The organism is Pseudomonas cichorii, assembly GCF_003700275.1.
GTDB lineage: Bacteria > Pseudomonadota > Gammaproteobacteria > Pseudomonadales > Pseudomonadaceae > Aquipseudomonas > Aquipseudomonas cichorii_B.
On record NZ_RBRE01000059.1, the window covers coordinates 75,634 to 93,394 of the forward strand.

The window sequence follows — 17,761 nt, forward strand, 5'->3', positions numbered from 1 at the left end:
AGGACGATTCAATTTGAGCTCAGTCAGTAAATCGATTCTGTTGGTCGATGATGACCAGGAGATCCGCGAGTTGCTGGATACCTACCTCAGCCGTGCCGGTTTTCAGGTGCGAACCGTGGGTGATGGCGCGGATTTTCGTCTCGCGTTCAATGAGGCCCCCAGCGACCTGCTGATCCTCGACGTTATGTTGCCCGATGAAGATGGTTTCAGCCTGTGCCGCTGGGTGCGCCAGCATCCGCGCCAGCCGCATGTACCGATCATCATGCTCACCGCCAGTTCCGACGAGGCCGACCGGGTCATCGGTCTGGAGCTTGGTGCCGACGATTATCTGGGCAAGCCTTTCAGCCCCCGTGAATTGCAGGCCCGGATCAAGGCCTTGTTGCGCCGTGCGCAGTTCGGTCAGGAGCGCAGCGGCAACGATGTGATGGTGTTCGATGAGTGGCGTCTGGATATGGTCAGTCATCGCCTGTTCCACAGCGATGGTGAAGAAGTGATCCTCTCCGGCGCAGACTTCGCCTTGCTCAAACTGTTTCTCGACAATCCGCAGCAGATCCTTGATCGCGACACCATCGGCAACGCCACGCGCGGCCGCGAACTGATGCCGCTGGAGCGTATCGTCGACATGGCGGTCAGTCGCCTGCGCCAGCGTCTGCGCGATACCGGCAAGGCACCGCGGCTGATCCGTACTGTGCGTGGCAGTGGTTATCTGCTGGCGACCAATGTCAGCGTGCACGCCAGCAATGGCTATTGAAAATATCCTCCTGAAGTTGCGACGTCCGAGGCTGCCGCATTCCCTGTTGGGGCGCATGTTGCTGCTGACGCTGTTGGCGGTATTGATGGCCCAGGGCTTGTCCAGCGTCATCTGGCTTTCACAACTGCGGGCCACGCAGATGGAAGGCCTGGTGACCAGCGCCCGCAGCCTTGCCTACTCGATGGCGGCCAGCGTCAGTTACTTTCGCTCATTGCCGCTGGCCTATCGTCCGCTGGTGCTGGATCAGTTGCGCAGCATGGGCGGTACGCGCTTCGTCGTGTCGCTCAACGATCGTCCGCTGGACATGCAGATACTGCCGCCGACGCCGCGCAAGCAGGCGGTGTTGAAAGTGGTCGATGAAGTGCTGCGTCAGCATCTGGGCAAGGATCCCGACATCGCGGTGTGGTTCGTGCGCCCCGATGACCTGCGCATCTTCAACAGCGGTCTGAAGCTCGATGAGTTGCCCCGTTCCTGGGCGCATTACGCGCTGACTCTGGAGCCGCTGAATCCGCCGGTGCTGGTGACCCAGATCGAGCTGGCGCCCGGCGAATGGCTGTATATCGCTTCGCTGCTGCCTGAACCCTATACCTCGCTGGAAGAACAGGAACTGCCTGTACAGCAAGTCTGGTTCATTGCCTTGACCGGTGTTTTCCTGCTGTTCTTCATTGGCCTTCTGGTGCACTGGCAAAGTCGGCCGCTCAAGCGTCTGGCGCGTGCGGCGCGGGACATGTCGCTGGGCGCCGATGTTGAGCCGGTGGTCGAGGGCGGCGGCAGCGAAGTGGTGGAAGTCAGCCGCGCCTTCAATACCATGCGCACCCGGATCAGCCGTTATCTGACCGAACGCGGTCAGTTGTTCAGCGCCATCTCCCATGACTTGCGCACGCCGATCACCCGCTTGCGGTTGCGGGTCGAGCTGCTGGAAGACGAGTTGTTGCAGACCAAGTTCAGCCGCGATCTCGATGAGCTGGAGCTATTGGTCAAGGGTGCACTGCAATGCGTGAAGGACACCGATATTCACGAGAATATCGAGCAGGTGGATCTCAACCATTTGCTTGAGTGCCTGATCGAGCCCTATCTGCGTCCGGATGGCGATGGCCGTGTTACGCAACAAGGCATTGCCGAAGCGGCCTATCCAGGCAAGCCGCTGGCGCTCAAGCGTTGCATCGGCAACCTGATCGACAACGCCATCAAGTACGGGCATCGGGCACATCTGAAAGTCGAGGATAACGACCTGGCGTTTGTCCTGCATGTGGACGATGAGGGGCCGGGCGTACCTGAAAAACGTCTGGAGCATGTGTTCGAGCCGCATTTCCGTCTGGCGGGCAGCCAGCAACAGGGCTACGGGCTCGGGCTGGGGATCGCCCGCAACATTGCGCACAGTCATGGCGGCGAAGTGAGCCTGCAGAATCTGCGTGACGGTGGGCTGAGGGTGACGCTGTTTCTGCCCAGGTCACTGGAGTGAAACGGTTTTCTGGGGATGGCACTGCGTGAGCAGTGCCATCTTTGGTTACTGTATGTTCAAAGGATCAGCTCAGGAAACGATGGATGAACTGCGGGCTAATACTTGTCAGGACAACCGAGTAGTAGACCCCCATGCCCGGTTCTTCGAGCAGGTAATCCAGGCTTTGGAGGTCCTCGTAATAAAGCACGCCATTCTCACCCAGGCTGGTGTCTGCCTGACCGTCCTGAAGCAGGCGCGCCATGAAACCTGTCAGCAAGGTTACCGGGCTCAGCTGTCTGCCTCCAATAACGATCCGGTTTGCCTGATCGACAATCGCCGTAAAATTTGAAAGAACCACATCGCCGGCTTCTCTTGGCTCAATCAGAACGCTTTGCCCCTGATTGAATTCGGGAACGCGCTGACCATTGACATCAAGCTTGCCAATCACAGTAACGCCTCTGCCTTGCAGAAAGGTTGGGCCACCTCTTTGCCCTACGCAAACAATATTCTGCGCAGCGTCAGGTAAAAGGGTGTGCCATCTTGTATAGGCGTAAGGGCCAAGATCAGTGAAGTAACCATTATCGCCATAGGTTGTATCGAGCGTGCCGTTCTCATGAAATCTGGCAATAAACGGAATGCCCGGATATTCGCCGCTTATTACCAGCATGCCATTGTTTTGTTCTAACAGACGATGTGGCTTGAACCACATATAACCCACGGGTTCCATAAAACCACTGGAATTGAAGGTCGGATCAAGTTCGCCCTCTGCCGTGAGCCTCAGCACATAGGGGCGATGAGTGTTTTCATTGAGTTCCCTGGCGGTGGTGAGGATCAGCAACTTGCCATCGCTCAATACTTTCAGGTCATGGTATCTCTCATGGGGAAAACGTGACAGCTGTGGCGAGGGAATGGGGCTGGCAAGCTTGCGCAATGCTTCTGGCCACTGGGGTTTTGGACCGGGCAATGGATACAGGCGAATCCCGTCGTTGCCAAAGTTTGGGTCCTTTTGCCCGTCAACCGTAAAACAGGCCAGGACCAGGCAGGAGAGCCGCTGGCCTTTGAGCGTGGCGATTGTATCCAGTCTGGCCAGGTATCCGCCGTCGGGCAATTGATACACATCCAGTAAATGACCTGCATTTTCGGCCAGGGGCTCATTGCTCAGGTCGATAAAGGCATAGCCATCCTGGCCAAAGGTTGTATCGACGCTGTGATCCGGATTGATTCTGACCAGGCAGGGGATCTGGTAGTAAACAGCGTCCTGACAGCCAGCAATGAAATGGCCGCTGGATAAGCGAAGCAGGGTGTCGATGGAAAAGTCTCTTTCACCGGGTTGCGGATTGGGAACGGTGATGGGTTGAAAACCTGGATCTATTTCACCGGATTTGAATGAATTGGATTGAGTGTTCATGTGTTACTCCTTGTAAGTATATGTAACTTTCCGTTTTGGCTATTTTGAATGGCGCTGAAAAAGCGCCAGCGACTGCCACGAGCAGCAATAAAGAGAAAGCTGCTCTTAATAGTAGGTAGCGAAGTTTTGAACGACAGGGTCTGTTTGTATTTATTGGCGATATAAATAATCTGGATAGTTCGAAATAATCTGATTGGCCAAATAAAGTCAATGGGGATTTTGTCACCGGATTCATTAAAACTGTTTCACCGGACAAAGCCCTCTATCCTGAAGGAAAAAGCTGTTGCGGGCCGGCTGACTCAGCCTTGTCATCGTAACCATTCTGTGACATTTGCACGTCCCTTCGTTACCGTGACCGGAACTCCCTTGGTTAAACTGCGTTGAGCGCAAGCACAGACTTGCTCATGCATAACAACAAGAAAGGTCAAATCGATGAATTCAATCTCACGTCTCGCCGCTGTCATTTCTCTCGCCTCGTTGTTCCCTCTGAGCGTTACTGCTGCCGATTCCAAAGGCACTGTCGAAGTCGTGCACTGGTGGACGTCCGGTGGTGAAAAGGCCGCTGTCGATGTCCTGAAAGCGCAAGTTGAAAAAGACGGCTTTACCTGGAAGGACGGTGCGGTTGCCGGTGGTGGCGGGGCGACTGCGATGACCGTGCTCAAGAGTCGTGCGGTGGCGGGCAATCCTCCGGGCGTAGCCCAGATCAAGGGCCCGGATATCCAGGAGTGGGCCTCTACCGGCCTGCTCGATACCGATGCCTTGAAGGATGTCGCCAAGGAAGAGAAGTGGGATTCCCTGCTCGACAAGAAAGTCTCCGATACCGTGAAGTACGACGGCGACTACGTGGCCGTGCCGGTCAACATCCACCGCGTGAACTGGCTGTGGATCAACCCGCAAGTCTTCAAGAAAGCCGGTATCGACAAGGCGCCGACCACCCTCGAAGAATTCTATGCCGCCGGTGACAAGCTCAAGGCCGCCGGTTTCATCCCTCTGGCCCATGGCGGCCAGCCATGGCAGGACAGCACGGTCTTCGAGGCCGTGGTGCTCTCGGTCATGGGCGCCGAAGGCTACAAGAAAGCCCTGGTCGATCTGGACCAGAAAACCCTGGCCGGGCCGGAAATGGCCAAATCCCTCACTGAGCTGAAGAAAGTCGCCACCTACATGGACGCCAACCGCGCCGGTCGCGACTGGAACATCGCCGCTGCCGATGTCATCAATGGCAAGGCCGGCATGCAGATCATGGGTGACTGGGCCAAGAGCGAGTGGACCGCCGCCAAGAAAGTCGCCGGCAAGGATTACCAGTGCGTAGCCTTCCCGGGCACCGACAAGGCGTTCACCTATAACATCGACTCGCTGGCCGTGTTCAAGCAGAAGGACAAGGGCACCACTGCGGCGCAACAGGACCTGGCCAAGGTCGCGCTGGGTGAAAACTTCCAGCAGGTGTTCAGCATCAACAAGGGTTCGATTCCGGTTCGTAACGACATGCTGACCAATATGGACAAGCACGGTTTCGACTCCTGCGCCCAGGCAGCGGCCAAGGACTTCCTGGCTGACTCGAAAACCGGCGGTCTGCAGCCAAGCATGGCGCACAACATGGCGACTACGCTGGCGGTACAGGGCGCATTCTTCGATGTGGTGACCAACTACATCAACGATCCGGCTGCCGACCCTGCGGCAGCGGCCAAAAAGTTGGGCGCGGCAGTCAAGTCCGCCCAGTAATTCGTTACTGAAACCCCGGCTGCAGTCTGTGCTGATGAAACCGTTCCCCGGTTTCACACCTGCCTGCGGCCCGGATTCGATATTCCGGACTGGATATTCCCGATGAGCTCTGTCGCTGTGTTCAGCAAAGCCTCGCCTCTGGATGCGCTGCAACGCTGGCTGCCCAAGTTGGTTCTGGCACCCAGCATGTTCATCGTGCTGGTTGGTTTTTACGGTTACATCCTGTGGACCTTCGTTCTCTCGTTCACCAACTCGACGTTCCTGCCTTCCTACAAGTGGGTCGGGCTGGCGCAGTACATGCGCCTGATGGACAACGACCGCTGGTGGGTGGCGAGCAAGAACCTGCTGCTGTTCGGTGGCATGTTCATCGCCATCAGCCTGGTGGTCGGCGTAGTGCTGGCGGTGCTGCTGGACCAGCGGATTCGTCGTGAAGGCGCGATTCGTACGATTTATCTCTACCCGATGGCGCTGTCGATGATCGTCACCGGTACTGCCTGGAAATGGCTGCTCAATCCGGGCCTTGGCCTGGACAAGATGCTGCGCGACTGGGGCTGGGAAGGTTTTCGCCTGGACTGGCTGGTCGATCCGGACCGGGTTGTCTATTGCCTGGTCATCGCTGCGGTCTGGCAGTCTTCAGGGTTTGTCATGGCACTGTTCCTGGCCGGCCTGCGCGGGGTCGATCAGTCGATCATTCGTGCGGCGCAAATGGATGGTGCGAGCCTGCCGCTGATCTACTGGCGGGTGATCCTGCCGAGTCTGCGCCCGGTGTTTTTCAGCGCGATCATGATTCTGGCGCACATCGCCATCAAGAGCTTCGACCTGGTGGCGGCGATGACCGCAGGCGGTCCCGGTTATTCCTCCGACCTGCCAGCGATGTTCATGTATTCCTTTACCTTCAGCCGCGGCCAGATGGGCATGGGCTCGGCCAGTGCGATTCTGATGCTTGGCGCGATCCTGGCGATTCTGGTGCCGTATCTGTATTCCGAGCTGAGGACAAAACGCCATGACTAGTCAAGTTGGCAAACCGGCCATCAGCTTCAGCCGGATCCTGATCCATGCAGTGTTGCTGCTGGCCTGTCTGATTTATCTGGTACCGCTGGTCGTCATGCTCCTGACCAGCTTCAAGGCCCCCGAAGACATCGGCAGCGGCAACCTGCTGAGCTGGCCGAGCGTGGTCACCTTCATCGGTTGGGTCAAGGCCTGGGATATCGTCGATGGTTACTTCTGGAACTCGATCAAGATCACCATTCCGGCGGTAGTGATTTCCACCGCCATCGGTGCCTTGAATGGCTACGTGCTGTCGATGTGGCGCTTCCGTGGTTCGCAACTGTTCTTCGGGCTGTTGCTGTTCGGCTGTTTCCTGCCGTTCCAGACCGTGCTGCTGCCGGCTTCCTTCACCCTCGGCAAGATGGGGCTGGCGAGTACCACCACCGGCCTGGTGTTCGTGCATGTGGTCTACGGACTGGCCTTCACCACGCTGTTCTTCCGCAACTACTACGTCAGCATTCCGGAAGCGCTGGTTCGGGCTGCACGCCTTGACGGAGCAGGCTTCTTCACGATTTTCGGGCGGATCATCCTGCCGATGTCGACGCCGATCATCATGGTCTGCCTGATCTGGCAGTTCACCCAGATCTGGAACGACTTCCTGTTTGGCGTGGTGTTTTCCAGCGGCGATTCGCAGCCCATTACCGTGGCGCTGAACAACCTGGTCAATACCAGCACCGGCGCCAAGGAATACAACGTTGACATGGCGGCGGCGATGATCGCCGGGCTGCCGACACTGCTGGTCTACGTACTGGCTGGCAAGTATTTCCTGCGTGGGCTCACGGCCGGCGCGGTCAAGGGGTAATCATGGCGACTCTCGAACTACGTAACGTAAACAAGACCTACGGCGCCAACCTGCCGGATACGCTGAAGAACATCGAGCTGCAGATCAATGACGGCGAGTTCCTGATCCTGGTCGGTCCGTCCGGCTGCGGCAAGTCGACCCTCATGAACTGCATTGCCGGCCTTGAGAGCATCAGCGGCGGCGCGATTCTCATCGATGGCGAAGACGTCAGCGGCACCAGCCCGAAAGACCGGGACATCGCGATGGTGTTCCAGTCGTATGCGTTGTACCCGACCATGAACGTGCGGGAGAACATCGAGTTCGGCCTGAAAATCCGCAAGATGCCGCAAAGCGCCATCGACGAGGAAGTGAGCCGGGTCGCCAAGCTGCTGCAGATCGAGCACCTGCTCAATCGCAAGCCGGGCCAGTTGTCAGGCGGCCAGCAGCAGCGGGTCGCCATGGGCCGTGCCCTGGCGCGCAGGCCGAAGATCTACCTGTTCGACGAACCGCTGTCCAACCTCGACGCCAAGCTGCGGGTCGAGATGCGCACTGAAATGAAACTGATGCACCAGCGTCTGAAAACCACCACCGTCTACGTCACCCACGACCAGATCGAGGCCATGACCCTGGGCGATAAAGTGGCGGTCATGAAGGACGGGATCGTGCAGCAGTTCGGTACGCCCAAGCAGATCTACAACGATCCGGCCAACCTGTTCGTCGCCAGCTTCATTGGCTCGCCGCCGATGAACTTCATTCCGCTGCGCCTGCAACGCAAGGAAGGCCGTCTGCTGGCGCTGCTCGACAGCGGCCAGGCCCGTTGCGAGTTGCCCTTGGGGCTCAGCGATGCCGGGCTGGAAGATCGCGAAGTGATCCTGGGGATTCGTCCCGAGCAGATTACTCTGGCTGCGGGCGAGCCCAACGGCCTGCCGACCATTCGTGCCGAAGTGCAGGTCACCGAACCGACCGGTCCGGACACACTGGTGTTCGTCAACCTGAACCAGAGTAAGGTGTGTTGCCGACTGGCGCCGGATGTCGCGCCTCAGGTGGGTGAAAGCCTGACCTTGCAGTTCGACCCGGCCAAGGTCCTGCTTTTCGATGCGCAGAGCGGCGAGCGCCTGGGTGTTCTGGGAAAGCAGCAAACGGCTGAGCGAATGGGCAATGTCACCCAGATGAACCGCAAATGATTGATTGACCTTTACCGAGCACGGCTGGCGGGTCTGGCGCTGCCATATCGCACGACCCACCGGCGAACACGAAGCAGTAAGAAAAAGTGCACCAAAGCTAATAACAATAAAACAGAGGATAGATGGGATGAAGAAGATCAAGGCTAAATCGCTTTCCCGGTTCCAGTTGGTACGCAAGCTGTCGGTTGTAGGTGCGATGAGTCTGGCGGGCAGCGTCCATGCTGCCGATGCGTTCGATGCCAACTCACCGTGGATGACGGGCGACTGGGGCGGTCTGCGTACCGAGTTGCTCGATAAAGGGTACGACTTCTCTCTGGAGTACGTCGCCGAAATGGCCAGTAACCTCGATGGTGGCTATAACGACGACACCACCGGCCGTTACAGTGACCAGTTCGCTTTCGGCCTGAAGGTAGACCTGCAGAAGGCCTTCGGCTGGCAGGATGCCGAGTTCAAGATGGCTATTACCGAACGTAGTGGTCGCAACATTTCCAATGACCGGATCGGTGATCCGCGTGCTGGCACGCTCAGTTCCTCGCAGGAAGTCTGGGGTCGTGGCCAGACCTGGCGTCTGACCCAGTTGTGGGTCAAACAGAAGTATTTCGACGGCGTGCTGGACGTCAAGGCCGGTCGTTTCGGACCGGGTGAAGACTTCAACTCCTTCCCGTGCGACTTCCAGAACCTGTCGTTCTGCGGCTCGCAGGTCGGTAACTACGTCAATACCTGGTACAACTGGCCAATCAGCCAGTGGGCATTGCGCATCAAGTACAACATCACGCCTGAAGTCTATGCCCAGGTCGGTGTCTACGAGCAGAACCCGTCGAACCTGGAAACCGGTAACGGCTTCAAGCTCAGCGGTAGCGGCACCAAGGGCATGATCCTGCCGGTCGAACTGGTCTGGACCCCGACCGTCAACTCGCTGCCCGGCGAATACCGTGTCGGTTTCTACAAGAGCACGCCGAGTGCCGACGATGTCTATGAAGGCGCTGACGGCCAGCCACAGCCGGTCTCCGGCGGTGCGTTCAAGTCGCACAGCAGCAAGCATGGCTGGTGGGTCGTGGCTCAGCAGCAACTGACTTCGCACAATGGCGATGCTTCCCGTGGCCTGAGTATCTTTGCCAACGCCACCGTGCATGACAAGGAAACCAACTTCGTCGACAACTACCAGCAGATCGGCCTGACCTACAAGGGTCCGTTCGATTCGCGTCCCAAGGATGACATCGGCATCGGTATCGCCCGTATCCACGTCAACGACGATGTGCAGGACCGTGTGCGTCTGGCCAACCAGATCAGCGGTATCAACGACTACGACAACCCGGGCTACCTGCCGGTACAGGACACCGAGTACAACTCGGAAATCTACTACGGCTTCCATGTCACCAATTGGCTGACCGTGCGTCCCAACCTGCAATACATCAAGCACCCAGGTGGTGTCAGCCAGGTTGACGATGCGATTGTGGCAGGCCTGAAAATTCAGTCGAAGTTCTGATTCGACAAGCCGATCAAGGTCGTGTGTGCTTTGCGGGCAGCCTGGCTGCCCGTTTTTTTATGGTCATGAATTATTTTATTTTCAGAGGTGCGATTGGCTATGCCTCTCATGAACGCGCAGGTGCTTGAGCACCCGTTGCAGCGCTTTTTCCAGTCGCGACGCGCCAGGCCGACTTTCGAGTGGGAGCGTTATCAGTTGCGCGATGTGCTGGTGATCGATCATCCGCAATGCCAGGCGGTATTCAGTCGTCAGGGCGGGCAGTTGTTGCATTTTCAGCCCCGTGGCCAGAAACCCTGGTTGTGGTGTGCTGCGCAGTGGCCGCAGGTTGGCGCCATTCGTGGTGGCGTGCCGGTCTGCTGGCCCTGGTACGGCCGTCATCCCAGTGAAAGTGGCTGGCCGGCCCACGGCTGGGCGCGTCTGCTCAACTGGAAGCTGATCGACAGTACGCAAAGCGAGGCCGGTGTGAGTCTGCACTGGCAGTTGCAGCTCTGGGACTGGCAGGTCGATCTGCATGCCGAGCTGGGGCAGGGGATGGAGTTGCGCTTGAGCACTCGTCATGAGGACAGTGAGCCGTGTCATTTCAGTCATGGGCTGCATGCCTATTGGCGGATCAGTGATGTGGCGGGTGTGGCGTTGCAAGGCCTGGATGGTGCTCAGGGTTATGACAAGTTGAGTCGTCAGGCCTGTCAGCAGAAAGGCGAGTTGCGGGTGGTGGGTGGCTGTCAGCGGGTCTTCGAGCATTCTGGAGCCGTGCAGCTTCAGGATCGGGCCTGGCAACGGCGTTTGCGCATCGATACCAGCGATAGTCCCAGCACGGTGGTCTGGCACCCTGGTAGCAGGCCGTTGTTGGGTGTGTGTGGCAGTGAGACGGCGGGATTCGTGCGGGTCGAGGCAGCTTCGGGAGACGGGGAGCCTGGCAGCCTGGAGCCTGGAGAGAAGGCGCAGATAAGGTTGCGGGCGAGTGTTGTTTAAGTGACGTAGCCCGTTGAAGGTGGTCTTGGAGCGAACGACGGCCTTTCAGACGATCAATAAATAGGGGGTAGCGGTAAATATCGCCTTGATCCGTCGCGGATAAATCCGCTCCCACAGGTTTGAACTGCCCCCAAGAAGTTGCACACCAATCCAACTCTTGAGGGGGGGCAGTTCAGGTTTGAATTGATCTTGTGGGAGCGGATTTATCCGCGAACGGACGCCACACCTCTCAGCCCTGATCTTCCGCCGGATAGCGGCTGTCGTTGAGGCTTTCCTTGATCTTGCGCAGGTGCGGCTGGAAGTCCACACCGCGTCGCAGGGTCATGCCGGTGGCCAGTACATCCAGCACGGTGAGCTGGATGATCCGGGAAGTCATCGGCATGTAGATATCGGTGTCTTCGGGCAGCGGAATGTTCAGGCTCACGGTACTGGCCTTGGCCAGCGGTGAACCGGCAGCGGTAAGCCCCAGCACCGAGGCGCCATTGGCCCGCGCGATGCGCGCCACTTCCACCAGTTCACGGGTGCGACCGGTGTAGGAAATGATCACGAACAACTCACCGGTATGCGCCACCGAAGCGATCATGCGCTGCATCAGCACGTCGGCATGGGCGGTGACAGCCAGGTTGAAGCGGAAGAACTTGTGCTGTGCGTCCAGCGCCACGGGCGCGGAGGCGCCGAGGCCGAAGAAGTGGATCTGCCGGGCCTGGATCAGCATGTCCACCGACTTGCTGATCAATTGCGGGTCCAGTTGCTGGCAGGCACTGTCCAGCGAGGCAATGGCACTGCCGAAAATCTTCTGGGTGTAGGCCTCGGGATTGTCGTCGGCTTCCACAGCGCGGCTGACATACGCCGCACCGCTGGCCAGGCTTTGCGCCAGTTGCAGTTTCAGCTCGGGATAACCGCTGACGTTGAACGAGCGGCAGAAGCGGTTGACCGTCGGCTCGCTGACTTTTGCCGCCTGGGCGAGGGCGGCGATGCTCAGCCGCGTGGCCATCTGGGGGTTGAGCAGGATCACCTCGGCAACCTTGCGTTCAGCCTTGTTCAGCTCTTCGAGCCGGCTCTGGATCTGCTCCAGGAGATTTCTTGCGCGGTCCATTCCAAGTCCTTGTCGCGGCTGATTAACCAACGGTTTTGTATTAGCTCTTTAGCCTGTAGCAAAGGTGGCCTATCGTACTGGGGGCCTGTGTTGATCACCACTGGAATATGGTTTTAGACAAAATGTTGTGGTTATTACTACATTCGGCCTTGAGTAACGCCTTTAAAAAAGGTATTTGTAGCCTAACTTGATAAAAGAACCAACATTATGCCCTCGATTACGGTTGAACCGTGCACTTTTGCCTTGTTTGGCGCCTTGGGTGACCTGGCAGTGCGCAAGCTGTTCCCGGCTCTTTACCAACTCGACCGCGCCGGATTGCTGCATGAAGACACCCGGATTCTTGCCCTGGCGCGCGAACCAGGTACCGAGCAGTCGCATCTGGCGTACATCGAAAAATCCATGCGCCGCTTCATTCCCGAGGCTGAACTGGAAGCGGATAACGTTGAACGGTTCAAGGCACGCCTGAGCTATCTGCATGTCGACTTCCTCAAGGCAGAGGATTATGTCGCGCTGGCCGAGCGCGTAGGTGACGCGGAAACGCTGATTGCCTACTTCGCGACACCTGCATCTGTGTACGGCGCCATCTGCGAGAACCTGGCCTCGGCCAATCTGGCTGATCGCACCCGTGCGGTCCTGGAAAAACCCATCGGCCATGACCTGGCGTCCTCGCGACGGGTCAACGACGCCGTGGCGCAGTTCTTCCCGGAGAATCGCGTCTACCGCATCGACCACTATCTGGGCAAGGACACGGTGCAGAACCTGATTGCCCTGCGCTTTGCCAACAGTCTGTTCGAGACCCAGTGGAACCAGAATCATATTTCCCACGTGGAAATCACTGTTGCGGAGAAAGTCGGCATCGAAGGCCGTTGGGGCTATTTCGATCAGGCCGGCCAACTGCGCGACATGATTCAGAACCACTTGCTGCAACTGCTCTGCCTGATCGCCATGGACCCGCCCAGCGACCTGTCGGCCGACAGCATCCGCGACGAGAAGGTCAAGGTGCTCAAGGCCCTGGCGCCGTTCACTCCGGAGCGTCTGGCGACCCAGGTGGTGCGTGGGCAGTACACCGCCGGTTACAGCGAAGGCAAATCGGTGCCCGGTTATCTGGAGGAAGAAAACTCCAACACCCAGAGCGACACCGAAACCTTCGTTGCCCTGCGCGCCGATATCCGCAACTGGCGCTGGTCGGGTACCCCGTTCTATCTGCGTACCGGCAAGCGCATGCCGCAGAAGCTGTCGCAGATCGTGATCCACTTCAAGGAGCCGCCGCACTACATCTTCGCGCCTGAGCAGCGTTTGCAGATCAGCAACCGCCTGATTATCCGCCTGCAGCCCGACGAGGGCATTTCCCTGCAAGTGATGACCAAGGATCAGGGCCTGGATAAAGGCATGCAGTTGCGTAGCGGTCCGTTGCAACTGAATTTTTCCGACACCTACCGCAGCGCTCGGGTCCCCGATGCCTATGAGCGGTTGTTGCTGGAAGTCATGCGTGGCAATCAGAACCTATTTGTCCGCAAAGATGAGATCGAGTATGCGTGGCAATGGTGCGATCAGCTGATCGCCGGCTGGAAGAAGGCAGGCGATGCGCCCAAGCCTTACGCCGCTGGCTCCTGGGGCCCGATGAGCTCCATTGCCCTGATTACTCGTGACGGGAGGTCGTGGTATGGCGATATGTGATCTTGAGCTGCCAGCAGGGCTGGTAGCTCGCGAATTCGATAATCCGCAACTGCTGGCCAGTACGCTGGCCGTCAATGTGGCCGAGCGCCTGCAAGCGGCCATCGCTGCCAACGGCACCGCGACGCTGGTGGTGTCCGGTGGCCGTAGCCCGGTGGCGTTTTTCCAGAGTCTGGCCGAGCAGCCTGTGGACTGGTCCCGCGTGGTCATCAGCCTGGCTGACGAGCGCTGGGTTCCGGTCGAGCATGCCGACAGCAATGCCGGCCTGCTGCAGCGCCACTTGCTGCAAGGTCCGGTGGCCGAGGCGAAGTTCATTGGCCTGTACACCCCGGCCGCGAGTCTGGAGGAGGCTGCCCTGGCAGCCGACGAGATTCTGCAGCAGTTGCCGACCATCGATGTGCTGATTCTGGGCATGGGCGACGACGGGCATACCGCATCGCTGTTCCCCGACAGCCCGAACCTCGCAGAAGCATTGCAACCCGATGGCGAGCGTCGCTGCCTGCCGATGCTGGCGCCCAGCGTGCCGCATCAACGCCTGACCCTGACGCGCCGTCTGCTGGCTTCGGCGCGTCATCCGATTCTTTCCGTGTCGGGCCAGGCCAAGCTCGACACTTTGCGCACGGCGCTGGCGGGCGATGACATCGCTCAATTGCCGGTTCGTGCCTTCCTCAACTCATCACTTGAGATTTACTGGTGCCCATAAGCAAAGGATCCGTCGCCATGACAACGAACGAAAATAATCAGCCGCGAAACAGCATGGCGAACAAGATTGCCCAGATCGACGAACTCTGCGCCAAGGCGCGGATTCTGCCGGTTATTACCATTGCCCGTGACGAAGACGTTCTGCCGCTTGCCGATGCGCTGGCGGCTGGCGGCCTCACGGCTCTGGAAATCACTTTGCGCTCGGCCTTTGGCCTCAGTGCCATTCGTATCCTTCGCGAACAGCGCCCCGAACTGTGCGTGGGCGCCGGTACTGTGCTGGATCGCAGGATGCTGGCCGACGCCGAAGCGGCCGGCTCGCAATTCATCGTCACGCCCGGCAGTACCCAGGATCTGTTGCAGGCGGCGCTCGATAGCCCGCTGCCCATGCTGCCGGGTATCAGCAGCGCCTCGGAAATCATGATCGGCTACGCCATGGGCTACCGCCGCTTCAAATTGTTCCCCGCCGAAATCAGCGGTGGCGTGGCGGCGATCAAGGCCTTGGGCGGCCCGTTCAACGAAGTGCGCTTCTGCCCGACTGGCGGCGTCAATGCCGATAACCTCAAGAGCTACATGGCTCAACCCAACGTGATGTGCGTGGGCGGCACCTGGATGATCGACAACGCCTGGGTCAAGAATGGCGACTGGGGTCGCATTCAGGAAGCCACCGCCGAGGCGCTGGCATTGTTCGGCTGAACATTTGGCCTCAGGCACCCGGCCTGAGGCCTTTAAAGAAGTTGTTGTTGGTTTGTATGGTTTTTACGGCGCTCCCTGGTCCGGAGCGCCGTTTTTTTTTGCCTGTGGAATCTTCAGGCCCTGTCGGACCGGATCGGAGTTTCTGTTGGGTGAAGTCGCCAGCAAGTTGCCTCTCACAGCCCTCTGACGGACTTGCAAGACTGAATGCAGGCAGAGCCATTCATTCGCGAAAAGATTGTCGTGGTCTTGTACGCAGCGGATCCAGCAGCCCGCTCAGGCCGTTGTGATCGATTTCCTGCATCAAGGCCAGCAGACCACCCAGTTCGCCGTGGGGAAAGCCTTCCCGGGCGAACCAGTTCAGGTAATGGCCGGGCAGGTCGGCAATCAGCCGTCCCTTGTACTTGCCGAACGGCATTTCACGGGTGACCAGCAGCTGGAGTTTTTCCGGATTCATGGATAGGCCATCGATAACGTAAAACAGATGAGAACATACTGCATTCTGCATGCAGGCAAAAAGACAGTTCATGCAGAAAGAGCGAGGAGCGTTTTTTCGATTATTTACAAGTCATTGAAATATAACGATAAAAAACATAAAAATAAGCTGGCATGGGCCATGCAATCACTTAGTCAGCAACAAGACATTTACCAACTGCCGATTAAGGATATTGAAATGACCGACGTCAATAAAGAATCCATTGACCTGCTCAACGATCTGATCGAAACCAGCAAGGACGGTCAAAAAGGCTTTGAGACCAGCGCCGAAGACCTGAAGAACCCAGACCTGAAAAATTTCTTCCAGGCTCATGCCGCCGAATGCAGCGCTGCTGTACGCAACCTGCAAGCTGAAGTTCGTTCACTGGGTGGCGATCCTGAAACCAAGTCCAGCGTTGCTGGCTCCCTGCACCGTGTCTGGGTCGATCTGAAATCTACCCTGACCGGCAAGAGCGACGAAGCCATTCTCAACGAAGTGGAGCGTGGCGAGGATCATGCCTTGAAGACTTACAAGGAAGCCCTGGCAAAGGCCACGGAAAAACAGCTGCCGCCCAATGTGGTCAATCTGATCCGCGACCAGCTCAATGGCACCCAGCGCAATCACGACCAGATCAAGCTGCTGCGTGACCAGGTCCGTCGGACTGCCTGATTAACACCTTGCGTGAAGCAAAGAAAACGCCAGCCAGTCTGGCGTTTTTTCATTCTGGCAGGGTCGGTTGGCCAAGTAGCCGATGCTCCACCCGATTGCGCCCGTTGTGCTTGGCCTGATACAGCGCCTTGTCCGCCAGGCCAAACAGGGCCACCAGTTTATTTCCCGGCCTGACGATCTGCGAAGCGACCCCAATGCTGGCCGTAATCGCTTGTTGATCGCCCATGAAGGGCGGTATCGCTTCGACTGCACCACGAATCGACTCGGCCAACAGCATCGCGCCCTGCAGATCGGTTTCCGGCAGCACCACGACAAACTCCTCGCCACCATAGCGTGCGGCGATATCGCCAGGGCGACGGATATTGCGCGCAATGGCACAGGCGACCTTGCGCAGCGCGTCATCGCCGCCCTGATGCCCGTGCCGTTCGTTGAAGGCCTTGAAATGGTCCACGTCGATCATCAGCAGCGACAATGGCATGCCGGAGCGCAGCGCCCGCGCCCATTCAATGTCCATGGCATCGTCGAGTTGGCGACGGTTGGCCAGGCCGGTCAGGCCATCGGTCGCGGCCAGGCTTGCCAGCGTGTCTTCGGCCTTGTGGCGGCGGCGCAGTTCGCGGCACAGCAGCAAGGTCAGCCAGAGAATCCCGATGCACAGCACACCGGTGGCGGACCCCACCAGCCAGGCATTGCGGCGCCAGACGGCATACACCTCATCCTCGGCCTGGCCGATCACCACAATCAGCGGTAAATCGCCGACCCGGGAAAAGGTAAAAAAGCGCATGGTCAGGAGTTGTGAGGACATGGCAATGAAGCTGCCGGTGCCTTCCTGCACGATGCGTTTGAAGTTTTCCGTACCGCTGTAGTCTTTGCCGGTCAGGTCCTGGCCTTCCATCTCCGGATAGCGAACCAGCATGGTGCCATGGGCCGTGATCAGGCTGATGCTGCTGCCCTTGTCCAGAATCTGGCTCTTGAACAACTGGCGGAAATAAATCAGGCGCATTGCACCGCTGGCAATGCCTTGAAACTCGCCACCGGGCCCAGACATGCGACGGCTGAAACTGATGCACCAGTCCTTGTCGCCCCAACGGGTCTTGAACGGGCCGCTGACGTAGAGATCGAGGGAAGGGTCTTTGAGGTGTTTCTGGAAATAGGCGCGCTCGGCGAAGTTATCGTTGCGCGGGATGACCGACAGGGAGTCGGCAAGTATCTTGCCGTCCTTGTCCAGTAACACCATATCGCCCTTGTACGGTGCGATGGTCGAGCGATCAAACAGGACAAGCTGTCGCAGTTCGGCTGATATATCCGCCAGGTCCGGCCGCTTCCAGGACTTGATGATGCCCTGCAGTGAAGTGTCATACAGCTCGGCATTGCGCAGTACATCGGCATTGATCAACTGCACGATATTGGACGCCGTACGTGCCGCCGACACCGTTGCATCGCTACGCTCGCGGGCCAGCAGGAACGCGACAATGATCAGTATGGCAAGCACCGACAGCGTGCTTCCGCCGATCAGTACCTGCTCGGAGCGAGTCCATTTGTAATGTGCAGTTTGCACGGTGACAGGGGTGTTCATTGCAGCCGTAGTACTTCCAGAACAGAACAGTCGAGGCCGGGATATATATCACGCCTTTATAAGAAGGCCTGAATTAATTTCAAGTAACGAGGG

Annotated in this window: 16 protein-coding genes; 12 read left to right on the forward strand and 4 right to left on the reverse strand. The window is 58.3% G+C overall.

Annotated features, from left to right (window positions below):
- Positions 1-13 precede the first annotated feature (13 nt).
- The gene (locus tag ALQ04_RS16250; protein WP_122316774.1) at positions 14-751 is read left to right on the forward strand and encodes a response regulator; all 738 of its coding nucleotides are present in this window, start codon (positions 14-16) and stop codon (positions 749-751) included.
- On the forward strand, positions 741-2,213 hold the full coding sequence (locus tag ALQ04_RS16255) for an ATP-binding protein (protein ID WP_122316775.1): 1,473 nt from the start codon (positions 741-743) through the stop codon (positions 2,211-2,213). The genes ALQ04_RS16250 and ALQ04_RS16255 overlap by 11 nt, the downstream gene beginning before the upstream one ends.
- A 64-nt stretch (positions 2,214-2,277) precedes the next feature.
- On the opposite strand, the gene ALQ04_RS16260 is transcribed toward ALQ04_RS16255, so the two are convergent.
- Complete coding sequence (locus tag ALQ04_RS16260) at positions 2,278-3,600, reverse strand: hypothetical protein (protein ID WP_122316776.1); 1,323 nt, start codon at positions 3,598-3,600, stop codon at positions 2,278-2,280.
- A 432-nt stretch (positions 3,601-4,032) separates the two neighbouring features.
- Here ALQ04_RS16260 and ALQ04_RS16265 point away from each other — a divergent pair, with 432 nt between their 5' ends.
- The 6 genes from ALQ04_RS16265 to ALQ04_RS16290 all read left to right on the forward strand — a co-directional run bounded on the left by ALQ04_RS16265 (position 4,033) and on the right by ALQ04_RS16290 (position 10,789).
- On the forward strand, positions 4,033-5,319 hold the full coding sequence (locus ALQ04_RS16265; RefSeq protein WP_122316777.1) for an ABC transporter substrate-binding protein: 1,287 nt from the start codon (positions 4,033-4,035) through the stop codon (positions 5,317-5,319).
- A gap of 102 nt (positions 5,320-5,421) precedes the next feature.
- Positions 5,422-6,330, forward strand: coding sequence for a carbohydrate ABC transporter permease (locus ALQ04_RS16270; RefSeq protein WP_122316778.1), 909 nt, complete (start codon positions 5,422-5,424; stop codon positions 6,328-6,330).
- Positions 6,323-7,168, forward strand: coding sequence for a carbohydrate ABC transporter permease (locus ALQ04_RS16275; protein WP_122316779.1), 846 nt, complete (start codon positions 6,323-6,325; stop codon positions 7,166-7,168). The genes ALQ04_RS16270 and ALQ04_RS16275 overlap by 8 nt, the downstream gene beginning before the upstream one ends.
- A 2-nt stretch (positions 7,169-7,170) precedes the next feature.
- On the forward strand, positions 7,171-8,331 hold the full coding sequence (locus tag ALQ04_RS16280) for an ABC transporter ATP-binding protein (protein ID WP_122316780.1): 1,161 nt from the start codon (positions 7,171-7,173) through the stop codon (positions 8,329-8,331).
- 127 nt (positions 8,332-8,458) lie between these two features.
- A complete protein-coding gene (locus ALQ04_RS16285; RefSeq protein ID WP_122316781.1) occupies positions 8,459-9,817 on the forward strand; it encodes a carbohydrate porin in 1,359 nt (452 codons plus the stop codon).
- 99 nt (positions 9,818-9,916) lie between these two features.
- Entirely contained in the window at positions 9,917-10,789 is an 873-nt protein-coding gene (locus ALQ04_RS16290; RefSeq protein ID WP_122316782.1) for a D-hexose-6-phosphate mutarotase, read from the forward strand.
- 229 nt (positions 10,790-11,018) lie between these two features.
- Here the strand turns inward: ALQ04_RS16290 and ALQ04_RS16295 are convergent, their stop codons facing one another.
- Positions 11,019-11,885: a MurR/RpiR family transcriptional regulator gene (locus ALQ04_RS16295; RefSeq protein WP_122316783.1), complete on the reverse strand. Its 867-nt coding sequence runs from the start codon at positions 11,883-11,885 to the stop codon at positions 11,019-11,021.
- A 207-nt stretch (positions 11,886-12,092) separates the two neighbouring features.
- Here ALQ04_RS16295 and zwf point away from each other — a divergent pair, with 207 nt between their 5' ends.
- From zwf to ALQ04_RS16310, 3 genes are read left to right on the forward strand one after another with little or no spacing between them, the layout of a single operon-like run.
- Positions 12,093-13,562 carry a glucose-6-phosphate dehydrogenase gene (gene zwf / locus ALQ04_RS16300; RefSeq protein ID WP_122316784.1) on the forward strand — a complete coding sequence of 490 codons (1,470 nt, stop codon included), beginning with the start codon at positions 12,093-12,095 and terminating at the stop codon, positions 13,560-13,562.
- Positions 13,549-14,262 (forward strand): 6-phosphogluconolactonase, encoded by a 714-nt coding sequence (gene pgl, locus ALQ04_RS16305; RefSeq protein ID WP_122316785.1) that lies wholly within the window; start codon positions 13,549-13,551, stop codon positions 14,260-14,262. The genes zwf and pgl overlap by 14 nt, the downstream gene beginning before the upstream one ends.
- Before the next feature lie 17 nt (positions 14,263-14,279).
- A complete protein-coding gene (locus ALQ04_RS16310; protein WP_122316786.1) occupies positions 14,280-14,954 on the forward strand; it encodes a bifunctional 4-hydroxy-2-oxoglutarate aldolase/2-dehydro-3-deoxy-phosphogluconate aldolase in 675 nt (224 codons plus the stop codon).
- Positions 14,955-15,174: 220 nt separating this feature from the next.
- On the opposite strand, the gene ALQ04_RS16315 is transcribed toward ALQ04_RS16310, so the two are convergent.
- Positions 15,175-15,408, reverse strand: a complete 234-nt coding sequence (locus ALQ04_RS16315; protein ID WP_122316819.1) for a DUF3820 family protein — start codon at positions 15,406-15,408, stop codon at positions 15,175-15,177.
- Between the two features lie 216 nt (positions 15,409-15,624).
- Here ALQ04_RS16315 and ALQ04_RS16320 point away from each other — a divergent pair, with 216 nt between their 5' ends.
- On the forward strand, positions 15,625-16,095 hold the full coding sequence (locus ALQ04_RS16320; RefSeq protein WP_122316787.1) for a PA2169 family four-helix-bundle protein: 471 nt from the start codon (positions 15,625-15,627) through the stop codon (positions 16,093-16,095).
- Positions 16,096-16,144: 49 nt separating this feature from the next.
- On the opposite strand, the gene ALQ04_RS16325 is transcribed toward ALQ04_RS16320, so the two are convergent.
- Positions 16,145-17,668 (reverse strand): sensor domain-containing diguanylate cyclase, encoded by a 1,524-nt coding sequence (locus ALQ04_RS16325; RefSeq protein ID WP_122316788.1) that lies wholly within the window; start codon positions 17,666-17,668, stop codon positions 16,145-16,147.
- Positions 17,669-17,761: the final 93 nt, after the last annotated feature.